This is a genomic window from Romboutsia sp., assembly GCF_056995035.1.
This window is the reverse complement of the sequence record NZ_JBXKIW010000032.1, coordinates 1-22,880: the sequence shown is the minus strand read 5'-3', so window position 1 is coordinate 22,880 and position 22,880 is coordinate 1. Positions and strand designations below refer to the sequence as shown.

The following is a 22,880-nucleotide window of genomic DNA, read 5'->3' as shown; positions in this document are numbered from 1 at the left end:
CTCTAGCTTATTTCCTAATTCCATTTTGTAACTTACTTCTTCATTAACATCTTTATCTTCTTGTTTAATGCTTAAATCTATAATTTCTGGTATATCAACACCTTAATTAAATATGTCTACAGTAAATATAACCTCTAAAAGGCCATTATCATCTTCTTGTCTTTTTGCAGATGAGTCTGATCCACTTAGGCATACACTTTTTATTTCTCTTTTATTAAACTCATCAACCATGTAATTAGCATGATCTATACTTATACAAAATCCTAAGCATTTTCTACGCTCTCCATCATAGCCATAAAAGTTCATCTTATCTATAATAAAATCTACCCTTTCATTTACCTTTAATCTTTTCGTAAGCTCTACTATATCATCTATATCAACATCACTTAAATCTACACCATCTATATCAGTAAGTCTAAAATAATGAAAAGGTATAACAAGTTCTTCTTCCAAAGCTTCATGTAATCTAACTTCTAATGCCACATTATTATAAAATAAATCAAATATACTGTTATTATCACTTCTCTCTGGAGTAGCTGTCATTCCTAAGGTAAACTTAGGATTGAAATTAGTTGTAAAAAGTGTTATGCTATCAAAAGTAAATCCAAAAATAATGTCGTTACTGCATATATAATCAATTGCAAAATTGAGATTGATTATATATTGAAGAGCTTATTTTTATAGGCTCTTTTTAAATGATAAAGAGAGGTAATAATATGATAAAGGTTGATAACTTGTCCTACTCATTTCCGCAAAAAGATCTATATAATAAGATTTCATTTACATTAGAAGATGGTCAACATTGCGCTTTTATAGGAACAAGTGGTAGTGGAAAAAGTACACTGATAGATATAATTATGGATCCAGAAAGATATATGTTCGATGGTAAGTTAGAGATGGACCCAAATTGTAGAATTGGGTATGTAAGTCAGTTTTCACAACTAGACAAAACAAAAGAAACTACAGTTTTCGAATATATAGGGGAAGAATTTATTAAGCTACAAAATGAAATAACATCTATTTGTACTGAAATGGAAACATCTTCGGATATTGATACTTTACTAGAAAAGTACCAACAAGTTTTAGACGCATTTGATGCAATTGATGGGGATGATTTCGAAAGCAACATTAATAAGAAACTAAATCTTGCAAACCTAATCAAGCATAAAGATCGAATGATATCTGAACTTAGTGGTGGGGAATTCAAACTTATTCAAGTGATTAAGGAAATGCTTAATAAACCAGACTTGATGATTATGGATGAACCAGATGTGTTTTTAGACTTTGAAAACCTGAATTCTCTTAAAAGTCTAATTAATTCTCACAAAGAAACAATGTTAATTATTACGCACAACAGATATCTATTGAATCATTGTTTTAACAAAATTGTGCACCTTGAAAACATGGAGCTCCAAGAATTTGATGGAAGATATATTGATTATAACTTCTCATTACTTCAAACTAAAATTGAGTTACAAGAACTCGCTATTGCTGATGATGAAGAAATTGAGAGAAACGAGATCTTGATCGATAAACTAAGATTTATCGCAACTAATAATGCTGAAGCTTCTAATGGGAGAGCTCTAAAAGCTAGAGTTAAAATCCAAGAAAGATTAGAAGAACGTAGAATTAAAGCGCCATTTGTAGATATTAAGCAACCTGATATCAATTTAGCTACTGATAATAAAATCGAAGAAACTATTGCTTTAAAAGTTAATGATTACAGTGTTGCCTTTGATGAAATGCTTTTAGAAAATGTTAACTTTGAGATTAAATCTACTGATAAAGTAGCTCTTATTGGTACAAACGGTGTCGGAAAAACGACTTTATTGAGAGAAATCTTTAAAAATAATCATGATTCCATTGAAATAAATAATGACGTTGAAGTGGCTTATTTATCTCAGATGCAAGGAGAAATACTAAATGAGTCTAATACAATACTTGAAGAGTTCTTCGATGCAGGATTTAAAACTTATCGAGATGTTAGATCATATATTTCAAACTATGGTTTTGAGGAAGATGTCATTGATCAAAAGATAGGATCTTTATCTGGTGGAGAAAAGAATATACTTCAATTGGCTAAAGTTTCTGCTAGCAAAGCAAATATGTTGCTTCTAGATGAGCCGACAAGTCATTTAGACACCTATTCACAAATAGCACTTGAAAAAGCCATAGAAAGCTATACTGGTGCGATTCTCATGATTTCTCATGATTACCATTTTATAATTAACTGTATGGATTATGTTTTAATGATTGAAGATAAAACAATTAGAAAAATGAGTATGCGAAAATTTAGAAAGATGATTTATGCTAGCCATTTTGATAAAGACTATTTAGAAATTGAACAAAAGAAAAAATCAGTTGAAACGAAAATAGCATTGGCTTTAATAGATACTGATTTTGAGCTTGCAAAAATTTTATCTGAAGAGTTAGAAGAGCTGATTAAGTTACTTTAAATCGTGTATTCTTTACAACAATAAGTTATAATCCCCTTAAAGTTAACAGATTAAATCATAAAATCTGGATACTACTAGGGGATTCTTTTATGTTCAAAAGAGTGTCACCTGATTGTGAGGCAATCGAGATGGATATACCTCGCTTTTTTCTCAATATTTTAATGATTTATTGGGCTAATAAATCATTTAATCACATCTAAACCCCTATTCCATCTAACTTTCCCGTATTTAGTCCTATTATGACACAAGCATCTATAACTAAACATCCAAAATCCTCAAGTTTAAATTCTTTCAAATTGGAACTTATACTCTGAACACTGGCATAAACTATCTAACTACACATTTCCCTTCCCATAAATGAATTATTAGGAATCAATATTGTATCACTTTAGGGTCTATTAGTTATTAGGCTTTATACCTATACCCTTTACAAATATAAAACACTCCTTTCCAAACATCTCAAATTCTTCTATTTTAAAATTAGCTTCTCTTATACGCTTATATGTTTCTCTATTTATATTACATTTTCCTATCTTCTTCCATGAGCCATTACAAGCATTAGCTATCTTTCTATAATGCTTCGCCTCTGGCATTACATGTTCTAAGAAATATAGCTTACCTGCTGGTTTTAATACTCTTTTAAAGCTTTTGATTTTCAACAGAACAAAATATCAACGTACCTACTACACTATCAAATGTATTATCTTCAAAAGGAATTATTTCTATATTTCCTAACAGGTAGTTGATGTTAATTTCATTATTTAGCTCATGATTTTTTATAAATTTGTTAAATTTCAAATCCATCACTGTTAAACTCTGTACATTTTCTTTATCGTAGTAATTAAAATTCACTCCACCACCTGATCCTACTTCTAATACATTACCTTTTACTTTTGAAATTATATCTTTTCTTCTTTTATGTAGTGATAATTTCTCAAATGGAAGCATAAATAAGTTGAAAATTACAGTTATTATGTCATTCATATACATCCTGCTTTACAAAAACAAATCATCCACTTATGTCTGTATATGCTTTTAATAAATTTCTTATATCTTGTAATAAACACATCTATCATAATCTTTAGATATATTTTATATATTGTTTATTATACATATCCGTACTTTAAGTGTAAATACTACATAGAAAGGTGCATTAAATGGCAAATAAAAATGTATAGAAATAAAAAGTATCTCTATTTGATTTCTTCCTCCTATGTACTGGAAGTTACAGCAAATCCATCGAGTGTCTTTAAGTCACTGCCAAATCTATTTTGAATAGAATAAAAATCTTTTATTGCCTCACTTTGATTAATCTTATTATGTTCATAGAGTTCTTCATAATTATCAATAGCTATTTCTACTACATCCTTCTCTATTTTGTTTTTATTCACCATATTTCTTAGAATATTGGCAATTTCATCTTTTTTCATAGGTTCTCTATAAGGTCGTTTTTCAGTTAATGCTGTAAATATATCAGCCACAGCCATCAACCTACTTTCATTACTAAGCATGTGCTTATTTATTCCAAATGGATAACCCTTTCCATCTAGCGTTTCATGGTGATAAGCTGCAATATCTCTTATCTTTTCCATTCCTTTAATGTTATCTAATATGTGATATGTATAATATGTATGCTGCTTTATAATATTATACTCTTCTTTTGTCAGTCTACTTGGCTTGTCTAATATTTCAACAGGTATAACAAGTTTACCAATATCATGAAAATACCCTGCTATCTTTATCATCTTACAATCATTTTCAGACATGCCACATAATTTTGATAATCTTTCAGCTACTGCTGCAACCCCAATTGAATGGGCTGCCGTATACCTGCTTCTAAAATCTATGCTGTAGATAAATAATTTGCTCAAATCCATGAATTCTTCATAAGTTACTTGTGAATTTTTAAAATTTAAAACATTCTTTAAAATAGGTTCTTTGTATTGAGTGACCATATTTATCCAAAATGAAGGTTGATTAGAAATTTTTTTAAACGTATCAACTAATTCAGGATTGAATTTACTATCTTTTTCATATTCTATTGTATTTAAAATCTCCTCTGACTTGAATAAAATATTTTGTGGTATTGTATCTATTAAAACAGATACTCTGTCTGCAAGGTAAATAATTTGACTTATCATTGCAGTTTGAGTATTAATACCTTTGAAACCTTTTCCATATTCCCAGCGTCTGTGGTGCCATCTAATAGTTTCTGCCATGTAACTCAGAGAATCTATTGTATTTAATAGTAAATAGCCACTAATTGAATGAGCTTCAACATTTTTATCCTCAAAATTAATTATATTATCTATTTCTTCTTGTTTAAATGCTCCAATATCGTGGATTAAACCAAGCATTATTACTTCTTTAATCTTTTTCTCTGGTAACTTTAATCCTTTTGCTATTTCATAGGCAATATAAGCCACCTGTTTATGATGGTCGTGCAGCCTTATGTCTACCAAATTTAATACATTTGAAAAAGCAAATACTAATTCTTCTAATGTAATATTGATATATTCCCTAAATTCTTTCATTTTACTTCCAATCCTTCCTAAATTATATATATTAACATATTATTTTAAAATAACCTAAAATTCAACAAATAATTAATTTTAACATTTACCTTTAATCTTAGATTTATTCAAAAAATCGTAGTTATTTATGGTATGATTCACCGTTCTCCCCCCCAAGGAGGATAGTAAATTATTATGTTCTAATTTAAATATTGTTAAACCACGCTTCTTTTATGTTTATTTACAATAACTTTTATTAAGCCTCCATATACATCTTAAAAAACCGTATCACTCACTTGTGATACGGTTAAACATACTTTCCATCCGAAGCTTCTTTTATTTATATTTCTATCATATCTATTTTTCTTCAATTATTTAGTATTATTTCTTATATGTTCTGCCACCTTAGTGTCTTCTCTTTTTATATGGTTAATTATCCAGTTTCCAACTTTAGAATTAACTTCACCAACTACAACAATACTTGGACCATTTGCTAAAAGTTTTTCACGTATACTTTCAACAGCCTCTATAAAACTTTGATGGTACTTTTTATGATTATTGTAATCAGGGTAGTTGTATTTATTTTGTAACACTTCTTCATGTCTAAAATGAGTTTTTGTATAAGAAGATAAAAAGTTTACTGTTTTTTCTATTTCAGCTCTACCCTTACCCTCACTACAAGCTTCCAACAAATCATTGATTGCTTTTATCAATTCTTTATGTTCTGTATCAATTTGCATGTTACCTGTTTGTAAATCATTAGACCATTTATATGCCATTTTTTCTCCTCCTAAGCTCTATCCCTATCGCAGTATTTTGTAAATATTAATAAAAATAATACCATTATAATACACTTTACTCTAAATCTTCTATGTAATCGATATCTGTTTCCCTCACAAACTTACACAGTGCTACTTGCAAACTAGCCACCACATCATGAGTATATTTTAAAAACAACCTTCTCTCCTTCACTTGTAGGCTTATTATCAAAAAGCTTAACCAAACTTTGAATTTCATACTTCACATTACTAATACTCTCTTTAATCACACTTTCATGCTCTGGATGCCTACTTATCGTATATATACCCCTTTGTAGTTATTTTTAAACACTTTATAAATAATAATTATCACAATACAAGTTTGATATTTGTCCTAATATAGAGGGGCAATCTCTTCGAATAACCAATGAGCTAACTAGAAATCATCTAGTTTAACTAACTTTTAAAATTTATAATATTTCTAACCTGAACTTCACTTATACCAAATTTTCTTGATAACTCTTTATAATTACCATTAAAAGATTCTTTAACCTCATAAAAACAAATCGACCGCCCATCAAATCTATGCAGCGGTCGATATCCGATCGATTATTTATATAAATCTATTAATTACTAATTAATTTATATATCAAGTTTTCTAATTATATTATCTACACTTTTTTCTAAATTACTTTCATCAAGGCCAATTATAGGGATATCAAGATTGTATTGTTTTAGCATATTCACAAGTTCCTCCATAAATATACCCATACCATCAATACATTTAACGTCATGAATTTTATCAATTAAATTTGGACAGCCACTTAACTCTCCAAACCATGAACGTGAAGAACATGTCTTATTATAACCACAACTAGGACTTCCATCTATTGCAATTAAACCTTTTATATTATATTTACTTTTAATATAACTATCAAACTGCATAACATATGATTCTAACATATTTTTGCATTGAGTTCTATAAAATAAATTATCAAATTGTTCCTTAGTATGTCCCCATCTTTTAATACCATAAATCATCATTTCGGGGCAAGGAAGTTGAATTATACCTATACCACTATCAACTAATTTTTTAGTAAAATCCAGCGCTCCTCTATACTCAGACAAACCCTCTACCTTTGAGTTACAATTTAATATACAATGACAAACTACAACTATATTTTTATCTCTTTTCATATTCTTCATCCTTTTTTTTAAATTTATAAAATAATTATACAACTTAAAGTAATTTGTAGTTTATAGATTATGTCTATTATTATACATATAGATATTGATATTTACTATTTTTTAAATTATTCGCATTGATATACAATTATATAGCAATAATTTTTTTATATACTAAGGCATTATAGTTTGATTTCTATAGAACCTTAGTTACATAAATTGATCTAGTTTAGTATTAAATTTTAATAGGAGGCAAAATTATGAAAACAAAAGCATTGACGTTTAGCGCTATGTGTATAGTTGTAAATATAGCTTTTGGTATGTTTGTAGATATGCTAAATATACCATTGTTGTTTTTAGACACAGTAGGAACAATTTTAGGAGCTATAGTTCTAGGACCATTTTCAGCAGCTTTAATAGGAGGATGTACTAACCTTGTATTGGGAATTATATCAGGACCTACAAATATTCCTTTTGGTTTAGTTAATATAGTATTAGGTGTTGTAGTAGGATATACTGCAAAGAAAAAAGGATTTGGGTATAAAGAAGCTATTATAGTAGGTATTATATTAGCAGTTGTATGTCCACTTGTTGGCACTCCAATAGCTGTTTTAATGTTTGGAGGAATAAGTGGTAGTGGAGCTGATTTCTTAGTTGGTTTTCTGATGCAAACAGGGCAAAGCCTATTCACATCAGCATTCATTCCTAGAATTATCAGTAATATAGTTGATAAGCCACTTTCTTGTATAATGGTAGTATTTTTCTTAAGCAGAATGCCAAATGGATTCATACAAGGGTTTAAAAATGATTTATATAATAAACCTTCAATAGAAAATGGTGTAGCATTAACAAAAAATGAGGATATATCTAATTAAAATAAAAATCCAGATATCTTTTACATATAAGATATTTGGATTTTATTAATTTAATGGAGCATATCAATTTGTGTAGAAACAAATTTACCTATATCCTTTTGAGTATGCTTAAACTATTATTAATTTAGCTAATATCGACCCCACTTATCAATGCTTCATTATTGCTATTTAAGGTTTTGTGCGTGAATAGTGATGCTTTTTTGAACACAAAAAAACAGTAATTATCTTTAATATTATTACTGCTTTTTTATTCTTAATTTAATAAAATTGTGAACTATGGAATATCAAAATTATAGGCTTTGTTCTTAATTTACTAAATTTTTATATAAGTTCATTTATATTATACCTTGCCATAATATATTCGTTAACATATTTACCATTTCTAATAGATGAATATTTTTTTATGCCTTCTATTTCAAATCCTAGATACTTATATAAATCTATAGCTTTTTCATTATCACAATAAACACCTAGTTCTATTCTTACCAACATAAGCCAATTGTCTGCTATATCTAAAATTTCATTTAATAACTTTCTACCTATTCCCTTGCTTTGATATTGAGTATTTACACTTATTCCTATACTAGCACTATGCCTTAATCGTGGAGATGTATTTAAATGTAAACCAACTAATCCTACTACCTTTTTTATATTTTCTTCTTCTACCTCTGCAACAAGTACATAGTCATCATTACTAAGATTTTCTGTAAATTTCTTAGTTCTTGAGGCTCTTTCACTAGTCATTGCTAATGTATTTTCCATAACCCCTTTCATTCTTCTAAGTTCATTTATATCTTCTGAATCCTCTATCCTTACAGGCCTTATGACTATATTCATTAGAAATCCCCCCTTTAATTGAATTGTAGCACAACAAAAGAACATAGTATTTACTAATACCAATACCGTTAAGTTATAACACCTAAATATTTTTTATTATATTATAAAAGCACATATAAAGGTGCTATATATTTTCATTTTTTAATTCCTGAGTCTTACTTTCAAACTAACTATATTTTTTCAACTAACATAGTCCATATTCCTACTTCTTTAAATCCTATTTTATGATATACTTTTCCTGCCTTTGGATTATCATAGAATAGGCATAAAGACTTATTTCTTTCTATGAAATCACTACATAATTTTGATAAGCATTTACTCATATATCCTTGTTCTCTATATTCTTTCCTAGTTGCTACACCTACTACCATAGCAGATTTACTATTTTCTGCTGTTATCTGTGATATAGTTATCATTTCTTTATTATCATTTTCTATATAATAAGCTATTTTACTATTATCTTTAATTTTATTTCTTATTGTATCAACACTATCTTGTACAGAAAATTCTACTATTGTGCTTAATAAATCATCTATTCTCTCTGCATCTTCTTCTTTTGCCAATTTTATACTATAATCCCATGGTAGAAGTTTTTTATTATCTCTTAGTTCACAAAAATATGTAATTCTTTCTTCATAATTATTTAGTACATCCTTGAATTTCTCTATTATAGTATCTTTACCTGATATAAATTTTTCACCTTTATATGAGCTTATAATTTCTTTAAATTCAGATACATCTTCATCTAAATTTTCTATATACGGTATAAAATTATTTGTATACCTTAATAAAATACCTTTTAAATTATTTTTATCATCAAAATTTCCCCATACTTCTTGAAAATCTTTATCAAATCCATATTGCTCTATATCACCTATTATAAATAAATTTAGGCTAGGCTCCTTTGCTACATAATTTAAGACTATATTTCTATGCTCATCTTTCAACTTTAAAATCATATTATCATCTCCCCCACCTTAAATATATGGCTTATATATATTCTTTATTTCTAGATAATATCCTTTTAAATAATTATTTACTACCTAGAAACTTATTTTTTATAAATAATCTAGAAGGGGCATATCTTAAGTAGTAAAAAACTCCCTCTAAATATGCAATTAGCCTATATGTACAGTAAAAGGAATGTTTTTTTGAACACTTAAAAAGAGAGTAATAATTTTTAATGTTATTGCTGTCTTGATTCGTAATTTAATAATATTGCGAAGTAAGTTTACTACAGATTATATTTTAAAGTACTTTTTGAAGAGATACTTTTAATTCTTTAATAAATTTATCACGTAACTCAGAAGAAATTTCTAGAAGTGAAAGATAAGGATTTAAATCTTCTAACTCCACTAATAAAAGTTTACCTTGTTCATCTCTGCAAGCATCAACTCTTTGAATTCCATGATTTAAATTATTCCATTCAATAAAACTTTGAGCAAATTCTAAGTCTTCTTTAGTTGGAGTATACTCTTTAAGATCCCATCTTTTTGCTTTATCTGGAGCATAAAGCGCATATTGGAACTCTTTATCAATAAAGTAGAATGATACTTCATATTTAAAATTTATTAATGGTTGAATTAAAGTATTTTTATCATTTAAATCAACTGTTTTGAAAAGTTCTTCCTTCGATACAAATTCCATACCAATAGAATCTGCACCATCTTTTGGCTTTACAACATACGTTTCTACTTCTGGAAGATTGTTAAAAGAACTCAAATTATCAATAGTTTTGATAACAGGAAAATTTTTATTTGTTAATTCAATTAAATAGTCTTTTCCATTCATATCTCCTTTACCGTTAAAAGAATTATATGTTTTAAGATTATTAGATACTATTTTTTTACGGAATAATTCATATTCCTCATTAAAATTAGATGCTGGTCCTGCATTTCTAAATATAGTTAAATCAAAATCTTCATTAAAATTGTTCATATCCTTAGGATAGCAGATAACTAAATTAAAATCTTTTCTTAATTCAGAAGTAAGGAATAAATCTTCTTCATAATAAAGCCTACCCTTTGCCTCATAATATAAATCTGTTACAAATAATATTTTTTGCACTAAATTCATCTCCTTTTGTATATATCATACTAAAACTATAATTTGAAAATTTATTGAAAAAATATATAATAAAAGAATGAGAGTTTAATTTAGAAAACAAAACAATAATATTATTATCTTTTAATTTTTATTTTTTACAAAAAAATGATTATAGTTTATTATATAAAAGTAAATATAAATCATAATTCGATATAACGTATTTTTATTCTATATATCGAATTGTAAAACAGTAAAATACTTTTGTCAAGTTTTAATAAATTTAAAAGGAAGAGATTACTTTATGAGAGATATCAATACTAACATTGGAAAAAATCTAAAAAAGATAAGAAAAACTAGAGGATTAACTATAGATACACTATCTATTAATGCAGGTGTAAGTAAAAGTATGATAAGTGAAATTGAAAGAGGAATTAGAAATCCATCTATAACGATTCTATGGAATATTGCAAATAGTTTAAAAATGCCTTTGAATTATTTTTTAAAAGAAGAAAATGCACATACAGCGAGAATATATAAAATTGCAGAAGAAAATGCTATTGGAGAACATGGATATTCTGCCTATCCTTTAATAAACTTTGATGAGGATAAGAGGCTTGAAATATATTTTAATGAATATCTTTCACAATCTAAAACAGAGGAAGCAGCTCACTACGAAGGGGTTGAGGAATATGCTCTAATAACTTCAGGGACATTAACTTTAAATTTAAATGGGGAAAAATTTACAGCAAGCGAAGGAGAAGTAATACATTTTGTAGCTGATAAAGCTCATTATTATTTCAATGAAACAGATACTATAGCTAAAGCCTTTGTGTTAATGTTTTATCCAAAATAAAATTATATCTTATTAGAAAAGAAAGTCTTATTTTAGACTTTCTTTTTTGTTCGCAATATATAACAATTTCGAACTATAGTTACATTATAACCTTAGTAATAATTGGAGTAAATTAATACTATACTCTAAGAATATATTTATAAACTACTACTCATTTTTGCAACATCATTACTGTTAAGTTATGACGCCTAATATATGCAATTTTCTTTGGTTGAAGTCTACGATACCTAATAGCATTAATAACTTCCTATAAATTTTTTTTCTAAAATACTTTAATATCTCCTAAAATCTTAATTTCCTATACTTATATCAAGAAGCAACCAAACTTCTAAAAAATTTAAAAGGATGTAAAACTATATGGCTGTTATTGAAATAAACAATCCTTCAAGCATATCCTGTAATGGATGTAATCAAGCAAGATAATACAATACTTGGTGCCTAAGTATTTAAGTTAAATTTTAATGAAAGGAGGACTTACACATGGAACTTACTAGAAGATTACTTATGACTTTTAAAGATGAGGATGAGAAAAAAATATCTTTATCTGTAGATGATCCTAGAGAAGATATAACAGAAGCTGAAATAAAAGCTGTTATGGATTTAATAGTTGTTAAAAACATATTTGCTCCAAATGGAATGGATTTAGTGGCAGCTGTTGAAGCTAAAGTTGTTGTTACAGATACTACTCCTTATGACTTAGTTATAGGATAGTATTAAATTCAAAAGCTATGCTTAAGGACTCCCCCTTTATGCATAGCTTTTCTAATATACAGAAAGGATGTGTTTCATGATGAATTCAGAAATCCAAACTCTCATAGCTTCTGTAGGTTTCCCTCTTGCCCTTAGTATGTATTTGCTAGTTAGGATAGAAGGGTTTATAAGGTGGTTTTTACATAAATATAAATTATATAAAAGAAATGGTTAGAAGAGTTACATACTGCTATGATACTTCATACCCAAAAGAATTAATAGATAGTATGGGGATTAAATTAGGGTATTTACCAGATTATACCGATATAGAGTTAATAAGGGGCTCTTATGGTATGATTAATGGAACTAAGGTAATACTTATACATCCTGACTTAAATGAATATCAAAAGCGTGAGGTGTATGCACACGAGTTAGGACATGCTGTACTTCATCCTACTATGAATGCATTATTTTTAGCTACATATACTAATTTTAGGTTAGAAAAATATGAAACTGAAGCCAATTCTTTTGGCGCTGAACTTTTATTAGATGATAACGTGTTTGATAAGTATATGGGGCGTCGTAGTGAATATATAGCTAGTTGCGAATACGTTCCTGTTAAATTTGTTGAACTTAAGTTTAAGCATTCAAATAGAAATTTTAATAATAAAATATAGATGAATATTTTTTTAAGCATTAAAAGAACATATATTCCATATTGCATTTTAGATGTATTTAATACATAGTTTTCATGTTTTAAATACATCTAATTTTTATAATACTAAGGTTATATATTTTTAATATATGTATAAAACTTGGTACAAATCCTCAAAAACCTTAATACTATAATATATAGCAAAAATCTTTTTGGGGGTGACTCATATGAATGAAATAGTAAAAGTTGCTGACCTGTGTCAGACCTTTTACACCAAAGATGGAGAACTAGGAGTCCTAAAAGACATAAATTTCTCACTAGACGAAGGTCAAATCCTAACTCTACTTGGACCTAGTGGCTGTGGAAAATCAACCATCCTAAACATACTAACAAAACTTCTAAAACCAACTAGCGGTGAAGTCAACATAAACGGAAAAATCGGATATATGTTTCAAAAAGACCATTTACTAGAATGGCGAAATATTATGGATAATATAACAATTGGCCTTGAAATTCAAAATAACAAAAACGAAAAATCAATAGCACAAGTTGAAAAACTTCTAAAAACTTACGGACTATGGGAATTTAGAAATATGTATCCAAAGGAACTTTCTGGTGGTATGAGACAAAGAGTATCTCTTATTCGTACTCTTTCTGTAAATCCTGATGTATTACTACTTGATGAGCCTTTCTCGGCACTTGATTATCAAACAAGACTTTTGGTAAGTGATGATGTTTACAAAATCATTAAAAATGAAAATAAGTCTGCAATACTAGTTACACATGATATAAGTGAAGCTATATCTATGAGTGATAAAGTTATTGTTTTATCTAAGATACCTGCAACTGTAAAAAGTATTCATGATATAGAACTTAGAAAAAATGAAGATTTAACTCCTCTACAAACTCGTAAAGTTTTAGATTTCCAAAAATACTTTGACATACTCTGGAAGGAGCTTGATTCTCATGAAACTAAGTAAAGATACTGATGGATATATTCAATATTTTAAAAATGCTAAAAAACAAAAAAGAAAAGTATTAATATATCAATTGCTACTACTATTAGGATTTATAGTACTCTGGGAATTTCTTGCTGATCTTCAAATAATAAATACATTCTTATTTAGCAAACCTAGTAATATATACCACTTGTTTGTTACCTATCTTCAAAATGGAGAACTTCTAAAACATGTAGGTGTATCTGTTTATGAAACTATTTTAGGTCTTGTCATTGGTACTGTTTTAGGTATATTAATCGCTATAGCACTGTGGTGGTCTGAGAAATTATCAAAAATATTAGATCCATTTTTAGTAGTACTTAATGCACTTCCTAAAACTGCTCTAGCTCCTATTATTATAGTTTGGGCAGGGGCTGGTATTACTGGTATTGTTGTTACTGCTGTTACTATTTCAGTAGTTGTAACGATTTTATCTTCTTATAATTATTTTACAAATGTTGATGAAGAAAAAGTGAAAATGTTAAGAAGCTTTGGTGCTAAAAAGTCTCAAATATTATTTAAATTAATAATACCTTCAAATATTGGTAATTTAATAAATCTTACAAAAATTAATATTGGTATGGCTTGGGTAGGAGTTATAGTTGGTGAATTTTTAGTTTCAAGATATGGTATTGGATATTTGATAGTTTATGGAAGTCAAGTATTTAAGCTAGATTTAGTTATGATGGGAGTATTTGTTTTAGCATTTTGTGCTTGGGTTATGTATGAGATTTTAAATGTTATTGAAAAAATATACAATTCTAGGAGATAAAACAAAGAGAGTGTCTCTTAATGATTAAATTCATTAAAGTGACTCTCTCTTTTATGTGAAATATTTCTCTTATATTATGTAATCAAATTTTTTATAATAAACCGTCTTTTATTTCTTGTTCTACTATTTTCATTTCTTCAGGTGATAATTTTTCCATAGTTATACCTGTTGCACCATAGAAAAGTGATACTAATGGATTTATTAAGTTTAAGAATGCAAATGGTAAGTAAGCAAGTGGATGTACTCCTAGTGTTGCAAACATATAAGCTCCACATGTGTTCCATGGAATAAGTGGAGATGATAATGTTCCACTATCTTCAAGAGCTCTTGATAAGTTTTTAGGATGTAATCCTCTTTTTCTATATTGATCTTTATACATTCTTCCTGGTAAAACTATTGATAAGTACTGCTCTCCTGTTGCTAAGTTTACTCCTATACAAGATATTATTGTTGCGAATACTAAACCAAAAGTTCCTTTTGTCATACTAAGTAATGCTACAGTTAAAGCTTCAAGCATTCCAGTTTTTTCAAGTATTCCACCTAATGTTAATGCACATAGTATAAGTGAAACTGTCCACATCATACTATCTAATCCTCCACGAGTTAGTAAATCATCAACAGCTGCAACTCCAGTTTCTGATACATATCCATAGTGAGATGCATCTATTATTGTTGCTAGATCTGAACCTTGGAAAATTCCTGCAAATATTCCGCCTAATAATGTACCTACTATAAGGCCTGGTATAGCTGGCATTTTAAATATAACCATAAGTATAACTACTACTGGAGGTATTAAAAGCACTGGTGATAACGTCTTAAAACTTCCTTCTAATGTAGTTCTTATAAGTTCTATTTGACTTATATCTAGTTCTTTACCTGCATATTTCATACCTATAATTGCATATAACACAAGTGCTATTAAAAGTGATGGTCCTGTTGTATAAATCATGTGTTTTACATGTTCAAATAGTGTTGTTCCTGCCATTGCAGGTGCTAAATTTGTAGTATCTGATAATGGTGACATTTTATCTCCAAAGTATGCCCCAGATATTATAGATCCTGCTACAATCGGTGCTGGTATTCCTAATCCCTGGCCTATTCCTATAAGTGCAATACCTACTGTTCCTGCTGTAGTCCATGAAGAACCTGTTGCAAGTGATACTATTGCACATATGATACATGTTGCAAATAAGAATATTCCAGGTGATAGTATTTTAAGTCCCCAATAAATCATAGATGGTACTGTACCGCTTAGTATCCAAGTTCCTATTAACGTCCCTACTACTAAAAGTATAAGTATTGCTTGCATTGCCATTCTTATAGTATCTAGAGCACCTTCTTCCAATTCTTTCCATGTAAATCCTAGCCTAAATATTCCTATAAGCGCTGCTACAAGTGACCCTAGTATAAGTGGTATTTGAGGGTCTGCATCTAATTTAATTAATGAATAAGCTAATACTGATATTAAAAATACTATTACTATCGCTGCCTCCCCTACGGTTGCCTTTCTACTAACTTTTGGCTGTTTTTCCAAAATATTTCCTCCTAATTAAAATTAAATTTTTAAATAAATATATTTATTTAATTATACTAAATCTTCTGATAATTATGTTACTTTTTTGAATTTTATGTTAACTTTCTATTTATTATTTCAACTACTGCAAAACTTGCAACATCTTGTGCAAATTTTCCTGGCCCAAATCCTGCATCATATCCTAATTCTTTTGCAAGTTCATGGCTAATTCTTGGACCTCCACAAATTAATACAACTTTGTCACGAAGTCCTTCTGCTTCTAGTAATTCTACTAAGTTTATTAAATTTTCTATATGAACATTTTTTTGAGTTACAGTTTGAGAAACTAAAAGCACATCTGCCTTAAGTTCTACTGCTCTTTTAATAAATTCTTCATTTGGAACTTGACTACCAAGGTTATAAGCTTCTACCATGTCATATCTTTCAAGCCCATAATTACCTGCATAACCTTTCATATTCATTATTGCATCTATTCCTACAGTATGAGCATCTGTTCCTGTACTTGCTCCAACTATTACTATATCTCTTTTTATATTTTCTTTTATATATTCTTCTACTTGGTATTTATCCATAGTTTCTTCTTGTGCAACTTCAACATGGATCTCTTCATAGTTTACACCGTTTTCTAAACTTCCATACACAACATAAAAAGTAAATTCCTTATCTAAAGCTTTATGATGAGCAACGTTAATATCACTAAGCCCCATGTTTTTAGCAGTAAGTTTTGCAGCTTCTATGCCTTGTTCATCATCTTTTATAGGTAGAGTAAAACTTACTTGTACCTTAGAGTCATTCATAGTATCTCCATAAGGTTTTAAATTTTTTAAGTCTAAATTTTTATCAAATTCCTTTGCTTGCATTGAATATAGTCCGCTCATTAGAAGCCACCTCCTAGCATAAGTTCTATAAATGGATTAAAGTAATTAGCTTCTTTCATAAATACTCCATCTAATCCTTTTCCACCATCTATAGGTCTTTTTATTCCTGCAAATTTACCTTGTTCTAAAGTTTTAAATAATCCTTCTTTTTCTATTTCATGAATTAAATCACAAGCTTTATTTAAAACTTCATCTACTCTTTGACACATAATTCCATCTTTTTTAAATTCTATTTCATCTCCAAAGTCTTTCATTGTGCTAAAGATATATTTTGCATTTTCTATTGATAATGCTCTATCTGATATAAAAGGTGTATGTATAGCTTCTGTAAGCATACCAAGTAGGTGTAATTTTTGATTTGTCATAATAGTTACCATGTTAAATAATGCATCTTGTACTTGACCTTTAAATATATCCCCTGTCATAAACTTTGTAGGTGGCATATACTTAAGAGGTGCTTTAGGAAATATTTCTCTAGCCATTTGAGCTTGTGAAAGTTCATACAAGAATCCATTTTCCACATCAGGACTTATTTCAAATGCATGACCAAGTCCCATTTGTTCTTCTGGTAATCCTGCAATTAATGCAAATTGCTCATTTATAAATTGTGATGCTAATACTGTATGTGCTTCTTCTACTGCATCTGCCGTAGTTAAATAATTATCTTCGCCAGTGTTTATGATAACTCCTGCAAATCCATTGATAATTCTTGAGAAGTATTGATCTATCATAGTTCTTTTCATATTTATATCTCTAAATAATATTCCATATAAGGCATCATTTAGCATAACATCTAATCTTTGTTGTGCTCCAAGTGCAGCAATTTCTGGCATACATAATCCTGAACAGTAGTTACAAAGTCTTATATATCTTCCTAGTTCTTCTCCTACTTCATCAAGTGCTTCTCTCATTAATCTAAAGTTTTCACCTGTTGCATAAGTTCCACCAAATCCTTCTGTTGTAGCACCATATGGAACATAATCTAGTAAACTTTGTCCAGTAGTTCTAATAACTGCTATTATATCAGCACCTTGTTTAGCTGCTGCTCTTGCTTGAATTATATCTTCATGTATATTACCTGTTGCAACTATTACATATAAATATGGTCCAGTTTTATCTCCATACTCATTAAGGTAGTTTTCTCTTTTGCTTCTATTTTCTTTTATTTTAGCTACACTTTTTTTAGCTATTTCATTTATTTTAAGTTTTACTTCAAATACATCATGTTCTTTAAGGCTGCATAGATCTAATTCACCATTTGAAACTTTCTCTGCTATTTCTTGTGGTGTAAGATTTGTATTTAACATTGCATTACCTATATAATAAGCTGCTCCTAATCCTAGTCCACTATTATTTTGTGAGTTTTTAATATTATCTACTACAACATTAGGTAGTGGTACCTCAAACTCATCTACTCCATCTATTCCAAGTAATCTACAAACAGTTCTCTCAACTGCTACTGTAGTGTGCTTATTTATAAACTCTTGTGTATCTAGTGCAATGTTTTGTGCACTTTTACGAGCTTTTTTAACTACCTCAAAATTCAAATTTAATTTACTCATTTTTATCCCCCTTGTATTGTTTTTCTTGAATATTCTGTGCTATTTCTATTATTTCATTACTTAATCCAAGTAGCTTACAAATATTCAAAGCATCCTTTGGAACTTTAGCTTCTTTATTTACTTTTTCTAGCCTGTAATCCATGTTTTCTTGAAGTATGCCTATACTTTTACTACTGCTCCCTTTACTTGAAAATTTTAAGTTTACTTGACGTTTTAAACCTTCAAAATCTACATTCTTAAGTCCAACTACTTGATAATGGTCAATGTTTTCTTGCATTACTTCATCATAATGAGTTGATATTAAACTTATAGAGTTAAATCTTTTAAAGTATGTACAAATTGATTTTAAAAGTATTTTCCCTTCACTTGGATTAGTTCCTCTTGCAAATTCATCTAAGGCTATAAACCCATCTTGATGCTTCATAAGCTTTGTTATTTCTTTCAGCTTTATAATCTCAGCTCCAAATGTACTAAGCCCTTTACTTATATCTTGCATATCATCACTTATCAAATATATAAAGTCAAATACACATAAGTTAGCTTCTTCACCAAATACATAAAATCCACATTGGAATAAATATAAATTAAGTACAATAGTATTCATGCTAACACTTTTGCCACCCATATTAGCACCAGTTATAAGTGTTATTTTCTTATTTATATCTATACTTATCGGCATATAATTTTTGTTTTCTTTACTTAATATGCTTTTAACCTTTGGATTTATAATATTTTTAAAGTATATTTTATTTTCATTGTTTATACTTGGCTTTATAGCATTATATTTTATTGCTAAATTAGTCTTAGCTATTAAAAAATCTAATTTACCTATGGATTTAATATTTGTATTTATATCTTTTATATAGTAATAAATGCTATTACTTAATTGTTTTTTTATTTTAATTTGTTCTTTTTCTTCTTGTACTACTTTTTCTAATCGCTCTATTTTTAGTTTTTCTATTTTTTCTATGTCTACTTCGGTGAATATTTTATTTTCTAGAATTGCTTTTGACTTTCTAATTTGTGATAAATCATTACTATATGAATCGTATATATGAAATGTTGATAATTTTAAGTTATCTGGATCTAATATTTCTATTATTTTTTCTAAATCTTTAAAGTTTATATAATCTATTTGTAAATTTAATTTATTATAGTTTTTGATTATTTCTACAGTATTTATTGCAAAGTTTTTAATTTCAAAAAGTTCTATTTCATCTAATATATCTTTATTTTCTAATCTTTTTACAGTATTTTTTATATCTTTTATTTTGCAAAATATATATTGTATTTCCTCATAAGTATCTTTATTTTCTAATGTGCTTTTTTTTATAGCTTCTATATAATCTAATTCTTTTACAAGATCATTAGAATTATTTTTTTTAAACATCTTTATATTTTTTTTTTCTTGATTTCCAAATGATGTGACTATGTTTAATTCATCATTTATAAACTGTTTAATACTACCACCTTCTTTTTTACCAAAACATTCACTGTGAAATTTATAATTTACTTTATCTTTAATTCATAACATTAAATACTTTTAATTTAGTTTTACTTTGTATATCATTTATAAAATCTTCTTCATTAAAGCTGTATCCATTAATAGAAGTTGGATTTATACTTATACCTATTAGATTTACTTTGCTTACAACTTTTATACAGCCTTTGAGCTTTGTAAACTTATCATAAGTTTCTTTATCTAAAAATATTTTTGTACTATCACTAATTAATATAGTTATATTTCTATACTTATAGCCACTTTTTATCAGGTTATCTATTAAACTATTTGTAAGAGTTCCATTAATAACTACGTACTTAGTATCATCATCAATAGCATCATAAACTTCTTTATGAGCATTTAAAGTTGTACTTATATTAAGGCTTTTATGTGTATAATCTCTATTGACTATACTAACTTTATTTTCTTTTATATCATTATATATTTTGAAAAATTCATCATCATATATGTTATCAGTATTTAATACATTAGCTTCGTAAGCAATTTGTTCTACTGCTTTTTTTATATCTTTATTTAAAATCGCACCACTACAAAAGATAGTTGCATCTGTAATGCTTGGTGATCCTAAAGTTTTTCTAGATAATGCACCATCTACTATACTTAGATTGGCTCCATATAATTTTAATCTTTCACATATATATTTAATTTGATTATTTATAGATGGTCCTGCTAATTCTACATATCCATCACTTAAAGCTCTAAATATAATTACAGCACCTAGTGGTGTATTTATATTTGTAACTTCTATTATTTCTTTAGTGATATCACTATTTAACACACAACTTTTAGCTGTGGCTATTATACTTCCTTTATTTACATAAATTCTAGGCTTTTTAGTTTTAGTGACAATATCTTGACTTTCTCCATCAACTCCTATTGATGTAAGACCAAGGATTGTATTATATTTTGATATTTCTTTTATTATATAGTTTAGTGTTGTTGTTTTTCCAACATTTTTGTAATTGCCTATAATAGATAAACTTTTATATTTTAATATTTTTTCTAGTATATCCATAACATTAATTCCTTTTTTATATTAAGGAAGTTATACTTATCCATTACAGATAAGTATAACTTTCTTAATATTTTAATAATAAAAACTTATAATCTCTTTTATCTAATGGTTTATTAATTCTCTTTTCTTTCTATCTAATTCAGTTGGTTCAAGTACCATTCTTTCATTATTTAAAAGTCCTGCAACTCCTACTTTATGAACAGTTTTTTCACCACTACAAACTTCACATTCACATGTTTGTTCGTAATGAGAAGGCTCTGTATAAGTTGTTATAACTCCTTCAAAGTTTCTAAGTATAACTTTGTCATGGCTTTGAGATATAACATAGTTTGGCATAACTGGAGTTTTACCACCACCACCTGGTGCATCTACAACAAATGTTGGAACACAATATCCTGAAGTATGACCTCTAAGACCTTCTATTATTTCTATACCTTTAGATACTGGAGTTCTAAAGTGCTCTATTCCATTAGATAAGTCACATTGATATATGTAATATGGTCTAACTCTTATTTTTACTAAGTCATTAACTAATTTTTTCATAACATGCATGCAATCGTTTACCCCTTTTAGTAAAACACTTTGGTTTCCTAAAGGTATACCTGCATTTGCCATTTTAGCACATGCTGCTTTTGATTCTTCTGTTATTTCATTTGGATGATTAAAGTGAGTGTTTAACCAAATTGGATGATATTTTTTCAATATATTAACCAAGTCATCAGTTATTCTTTGTGGCATAACTACAGGAACTCTACTTCCTATTCTTATTATCTCAACATGAGGTATTTCTCTTAACTTACTTATAATGTATTCTAATTTTTCATCACTCATTAAAAGAGCATCTCCACCTGATAATAATACATCTCTTATTACTGGTGTATTTCTTATATATTCTATTGCCTTATCTATTTGATTTAATGGTTGTGCATCATCCATTTGACCTGCAAATCTTCTTCTAGTACAGTGTCTACAATACATTGCACATTGGTCTGTTATTAAAAGTAATGCTCTATCTGGATATCTATGAGTAAGCCCTGGTACTGGAGAATCTCCATCTTCATGAAGTGGATCATCTAAATCTGCACTTGATCTTGATAACTCGTTTGATGTTGGAATTGCTTGCTTTCTTATAGGATCATTAGGATTTTCTGGATCAATTAATGATAAATAGTAAGGAGTTATACTCATTCTTAGGTTTTGTAAGCACTTTATAATTCCATCTTCTTCACTTTCTGTTAGTGGTATATATTTTTTTAAGTCCTCAACAGTTGTTATCCTATTTTTAACTTGCCATTTCCAATCATTCCATAATTCTTCACTAATATCTGTAAATATTTTTCTATTCATAATATCCCCCTATTATATATATAGTTTTTTAAATATGTTTCTTAGTGTTTCACTTTCTCTTAAAGCATTTATAGTTACCTCAGCATGACCTTTAGTGTATCCATTACCTATTACCATATTTACATCTTTACCTACACCTTCAGCTCCAAGAGCTGCTTTTGTAAATGCCGTTGCCATAGAGAAGAAGTATACTGTCCCATCATCTTTAACTGGTAATATAGAACTCATTTCAGTATTTTGCACGTTTACACAGTTTATACATAAATCTATTTCTTTATCGTTATTCGCTTTTAATACCTTTTGAAGTACTTCATTAGAATTTTGAGCATTTCCTACTATAGCTACATCAACAAGTCTGTTCTCTATTAAGAAGTTAGCTTGTTT

23 protein-coding genes and 1 pseudogene are annotated in these 22,880 nt (G+C 28.2%); 8 read left to right on the top strand and 16 right to left on the bottom strand.

Features of this window, described 5'->3' with window-relative positions; all coding sequences use genetic code 11:
• Window positions 1-102 precede the first annotated feature (102 nt).
• Complete coding sequence (locus tag AC11VW_RS03555; RefSeq protein WP_484300015.1) at window positions 103-543, bottom strand: DEAD/DEAH box helicase; 441 nt, start codon at window positions 541-543, stop codon at window positions 103-105.
• A gap of 173 nt (window positions 544-716) precedes the next feature.
• On the opposite strand from AC11VW_RS03555, the gene AC11VW_RS03550 reads away from it, so the two are divergent.
• Window positions 717-2,456: an ABC-F family ATP-binding cassette domain-containing protein gene (locus tag AC11VW_RS03550; protein WP_484300014.1), complete on the top strand. Its 1,740-nt coding sequence runs from the start codon at window positions 717-719 to the stop codon at window positions 2,454-2,456.
• 398 nt (window positions 2,457-2,854) lie between these two features.
• On the opposite strand, the gene AC11VW_RS03545 is transcribed toward AC11VW_RS03550, so the two are convergent.
• From AC11VW_RS03545 to AC11VW_RS03525, 5 genes are all read right to left on the bottom strand, one after another.
• Window positions 2,855-3,115 carry a hypothetical protein gene (locus AC11VW_RS03545; protein ID WP_484300013.1) on the bottom strand — a complete coding sequence of 87 codons (261 nt, stop codon included), beginning with the start codon at window positions 3,113-3,115 and terminating at the stop codon, window positions 2,855-2,857.
• Window positions 3,096-3,440 (bottom strand): methyltransferase domain-containing protein, encoded by a 345-nt coding sequence (locus AC11VW_RS03540; protein WP_484300012.1) that lies wholly within the window; start codon window positions 3,438-3,440, stop codon window positions 3,096-3,098. The genes AC11VW_RS03545 and AC11VW_RS03540 overlap by 20 nt, the downstream gene beginning before the upstream one ends.
• Window positions 3,441-3,667: 227 nt before the next feature.
• The gene (locus AC11VW_RS03535) at window positions 3,668-4,990 is read right to left on the bottom strand and encodes an HD domain-containing phosphohydrolase (RefSeq protein ID WP_484300011.1); all 1,323 of its coding nucleotides are present in this window, start codon (window positions 4,988-4,990) and stop codon (window positions 3,668-3,670) included.
• Window positions 4,991-5,340: 350 nt separating this feature from the next.
• Entirely contained in the window at window positions 5,341-5,748 is a 408-nt protein-coding gene (locus tag AC11VW_RS03530) for a bacteriohemerythrin (protein ID WP_484300010.1), read from the bottom strand.
• A gap of 621 nt (window positions 5,749-6,369) precedes the next feature.
• Window positions 6,370-6,924 (bottom strand): CD3072 family TudS-related putative desulfidase, encoded by a 555-nt coding sequence (locus AC11VW_RS03525; RefSeq protein ID WP_484300009.1) that lies wholly within the window; start codon window positions 6,922-6,924, stop codon window positions 6,370-6,372.
• Between the two features lie 248 nt (window positions 6,925-7,172).
• Here AC11VW_RS03525 and AC11VW_RS03520 point away from each other — a divergent pair, with 248 nt between their 5' ends.
• Window positions 7,173-7,787 (top strand): CD3073 family putative ECF transporter S component, encoded by a 615-nt coding sequence (locus AC11VW_RS03520; RefSeq protein ID WP_484300008.1) that lies wholly within the window; start codon window positions 7,173-7,175, stop codon window positions 7,785-7,787.
• Between the two features lie 321 nt (window positions 7,788-8,108).
• Here AC11VW_RS03520 and AC11VW_RS03515 read toward each other — a convergent pair whose 3' ends face one another.
• The 3 genes from AC11VW_RS03515 to AC11VW_RS03505 all read right to left on the bottom strand — a co-directional run bounded on the left by AC11VW_RS03515 (window position 8,109) and on the right by AC11VW_RS03505 (window position 10,700).
• On the bottom strand, window positions 8,109-8,624 hold the full coding sequence (locus tag AC11VW_RS03515; protein WP_484300007.1) for a GNAT family N-acetyltransferase: 516 nt from the start codon (window positions 8,622-8,624) through the stop codon (window positions 8,109-8,111).
• Window positions 8,625-8,794: 170 nt separating this feature from the next.
• Entirely contained in the window at window positions 8,795-9,583 is a 789-nt protein-coding gene (locus tag AC11VW_RS03510) for a GNAT family N-acetyltransferase (RefSeq protein WP_484300006.1), read from the bottom strand.
• A gap of 289 nt (window positions 9,584-9,872) precedes the next feature.
• On the bottom strand, window positions 9,873-10,700 hold the full coding sequence (locus AC11VW_RS03505; RefSeq protein WP_484300005.1) for an ATP-grasp domain-containing protein: 828 nt from the start codon (window positions 10,698-10,700) through the stop codon (window positions 9,873-9,875).
• 271 nt (window positions 10,701-10,971) lie between these two features.
• Here AC11VW_RS03505 and AC11VW_RS03500 point away from each other — a divergent pair, with 271 nt between their 5' ends.
• The 6 genes from AC11VW_RS03500 to AC11VW_RS03475 all read left to right on the top strand — a co-directional run bounded on the left by AC11VW_RS03500 (window position 10,972) and on the right by AC11VW_RS03475 (window position 14,638).
• Entirely contained in the window at window positions 10,972-11,523 is a 552-nt protein-coding gene (locus tag AC11VW_RS03500; protein WP_484300004.1) for a helix-turn-helix domain-containing protein, read from the top strand.
• A 480-nt stretch (window positions 11,524-12,003) separates the two neighbouring features.
• Window positions 12,004-12,234: a DUF2922 domain-containing protein gene (locus AC11VW_RS03495; RefSeq protein ID WP_484300003.1), complete on the top strand. Its 231-nt coding sequence runs from the start codon at window positions 12,004-12,006 to the stop codon at window positions 12,232-12,234.
• Window positions 12,235-12,301: 67 nt separating this feature from the next.
• Entirely contained in the window at window positions 12,302-12,448 is a 147-nt protein-coding gene (locus AC11VW_RS03490; RefSeq protein ID WP_484300002.1) for a YvrJ family protein, read from the top strand.
• The gene (locus AC11VW_RS03485) at window positions 12,441-12,890 is read left to right on the top strand and encodes an ImmA/IrrE family metallo-endopeptidase (protein ID WP_484300001.1); all 450 of its coding nucleotides are present in this window, start codon (window positions 12,441-12,443) and stop codon (window positions 12,888-12,890) included. The genes AC11VW_RS03490 and AC11VW_RS03485 overlap by 8 nt, the downstream gene beginning before the upstream one ends.
• A gap of 205 nt (window positions 12,891-13,095) precedes the next feature.
• A complete protein-coding gene (locus tag AC11VW_RS03480; protein ID WP_484300000.1) occupies window positions 13,096-13,848 on the top strand; it encodes an ABC transporter ATP-binding protein in 753 nt (250 codons plus the stop codon).
• Entirely contained in the window at window positions 13,835-14,638 is an 804-nt protein-coding gene (locus tag AC11VW_RS03475; protein WP_484299999.1) for an ABC transporter permease, read from the top strand. The genes AC11VW_RS03480 and AC11VW_RS03475 overlap by 14 nt, the downstream gene beginning before the upstream one ends.
• A gap of 91 nt (window positions 14,639-14,729) precedes the next feature.
• Here the strand turns inward: AC11VW_RS03475 and nhaC are convergent, their stop codons facing one another.
• The 7 genes and pseudogenes from nhaC to AC11VW_RS03440 form a co-directional block, all read right to left on the bottom strand.
• Window positions 14,730-16,172 carry a Na+/H+ antiporter NhaC gene (gene nhaC / locus AC11VW_RS03470; RefSeq protein WP_484299998.1) on the bottom strand — a complete coding sequence of 481 codons (1,443 nt, stop codon included), beginning with the start codon at window positions 16,170-16,172 and terminating at the stop codon, window positions 14,730-14,732.
• 92 nt (window positions 16,173-16,264) lie between these two features.
• Entirely contained in the window at window positions 16,265-17,050 is a 786-nt protein-coding gene (kamE, locus tag AC11VW_RS03465; protein ID WP_484299997.1) for a lysine 5,6-aminomutase subunit beta, read from the bottom strand.
• Window positions 17,050-18,612 (bottom strand): lysine 5,6-aminomutase subunit alpha, encoded by a 1,563-nt coding sequence (kamD, locus tag AC11VW_RS03460; RefSeq protein ID WP_484299996.1) that lies wholly within the window; start codon window positions 18,610-18,612, stop codon window positions 17,050-17,052. Before kamD ends, kamE begins: the two co-directional genes overlap by 1 nt.
• Complete coding sequence (gene kamC / locus AC11VW_RS03455) at window positions 18,605-20,062, bottom strand: lysine 5,6-aminomutase reactivase ATPase KamC (protein ID WP_484300057.1); 1,458 nt, start codon at window positions 20,060-20,062, stop codon at window positions 18,605-18,607. Before kamC ends, kamD begins: the two co-directional genes overlap by 8 nt.
• Window positions 20,063-20,132: 70 nt before the next feature.
• Window positions 20,133-21,149 (bottom strand): lysine 5,6-aminomutase reactivase subunit KamB, encoded by a 1,017-nt coding sequence (kamB, locus tag AC11VW_RS03450; protein WP_484299995.1) that lies wholly within the window; start codon window positions 21,147-21,149, stop codon window positions 20,133-20,135.
• Window positions 21,150-21,251: 102 nt separating this feature from the next.
• Window positions 21,252-22,496 carry a lysine 2,3-aminomutase gene (gene kamA / locus AC11VW_RS03445; RefSeq protein ID WP_484299994.1) on the bottom strand — a complete coding sequence of 415 codons (1,245 nt, stop codon included), beginning with the start codon at window positions 22,494-22,496 and terminating at the stop codon, window positions 21,252-21,254.
• A 12-nt stretch (window positions 22,497-22,508) separates the two neighbouring features.
• A pseudogene (locus tag AC11VW_RS03440) lies at window positions 22,509-22,880 on the bottom strand (L-erythro-3,5-diaminohexanoate dehydrogenase); the annotation flags it as partial.

Coding starts and splice junctions, on each gene's coding strand:
- AC11VW_RS03555 (WP_484300015.1), bottom strand. CDS start 543: ATGACAGCTACTCCAGAGAGAAGTGATAATAACAGTATATTTGATTTA.
- AC11VW_RS03550 (WP_484300014.1), top strand. CDS start 717: ATGATAAAGGTTGATAACTTGTCCTACTCATTTCCGCAAAAAGATCTA.
- AC11VW_RS03540 (WP_484300012.1), bottom strand. CDS start 3,440: ATGAATGACATAATAACTGTAATTTTCAACTTATTTATGCTTCCATTT.
- AC11VW_RS03535 (WP_484300011.1), bottom strand. CDS start 4,990: ATGAAAGAATTTAGGGAATATATCAATATTACATTAGAAGAATTAGTA.
- AC11VW_RS03530 (WP_484300010.1), bottom strand. CDS start 5,748: ATGGCATATAAATGGTCTAATGATTTACAAACAGGTAACATGCAAATT.
- AC11VW_RS03525 (WP_484300009.1), bottom strand. CDS start 6,924: ATGAAAAGAGATAAAAATATAGTTGTAGTTTGTCATTGTATATTAAAT.
- AC11VW_RS03520 (WP_484300008.1), top strand. CDS start 7,173: ATGAAAACAAAAGCATTGACGTTTAGCGCTATGTGTATAGTTGTAAAT.
- AC11VW_RS03515 (WP_484300007.1), bottom strand. CDS start 8,624: ATGAATATAGTCATAAGGCCTGTAAGGATAGAGGATTCAGAAGATATA.
- AC11VW_RS03510 (WP_484300006.1), bottom strand. CDS start 9,583: ATGATTTTAAAGTTGAAAGATGAGCATAGAAATATAGTCTTAAATTAT.
- AC11VW_RS03505 (WP_484300005.1), bottom strand. CDS start 10,700: ATGAATTTAGTGCAAAAAATATTATTTGTAACAGATTTATATTATGAG.
- AC11VW_RS03500 (WP_484300004.1), top strand. CDS start 10,972: ATGAGAGATATCAATACTAACATTGGAAAAAATCTAAAAAAGATAAGA.
- AC11VW_RS03495 (WP_484300003.1), top strand. CDS start 12,004: ATGGAACTTACTAGAAGATTACTTATGACTTTTAAAGATGAGGATGAG.
- AC11VW_RS03490 (WP_484300002.1), top strand. CDS start 12,302: ATGTGTTTCATGATGAATTCAGAAATCCAAACTCTCATAGCTTCTGTA.
- AC11VW_RS03485 (WP_484300001.1), top strand. CDS start 12,441: ATGGTTAGAAGAGTTACATACTGCTATGATACTTCATACCCAAAAGAA.
- AC11VW_RS03480 (WP_484300000.1), top strand. CDS start 13,096: ATGAATGAAATAGTAAAAGTTGCTGACCTGTGTCAGACCTTTTACACC.
- AC11VW_RS03475 (WP_484299999.1), top strand. CDS start 13,835: ATGAAACTAAGTAAAGATACTGATGGATATATTCAATATTTTAAAAAT.
- kamE (WP_484299997.1), bottom strand. CDS start 17,050: ATGAGCGGACTATATTCAATGCAAGCAAAGGAATTTGATAAAAATTTA.
- kamD (WP_484299996.1), bottom strand. CDS start 18,612: ATGAGTAAATTAAATTTGAATTTTGAGGTAGTTAAAAAAGCTCGTAAA.
- kamB (WP_484299995.1), bottom strand. CDS start 21,149: ATGGATATACTAGAAAAAATATTAAAATATAAAAGTTTATCTATTATA.
- kamA (WP_484299994.1), bottom strand. CDS start 22,496: ATGAATAGAAAAATATTTACAGATATTAGTGAAGAATTATGGAATGAT.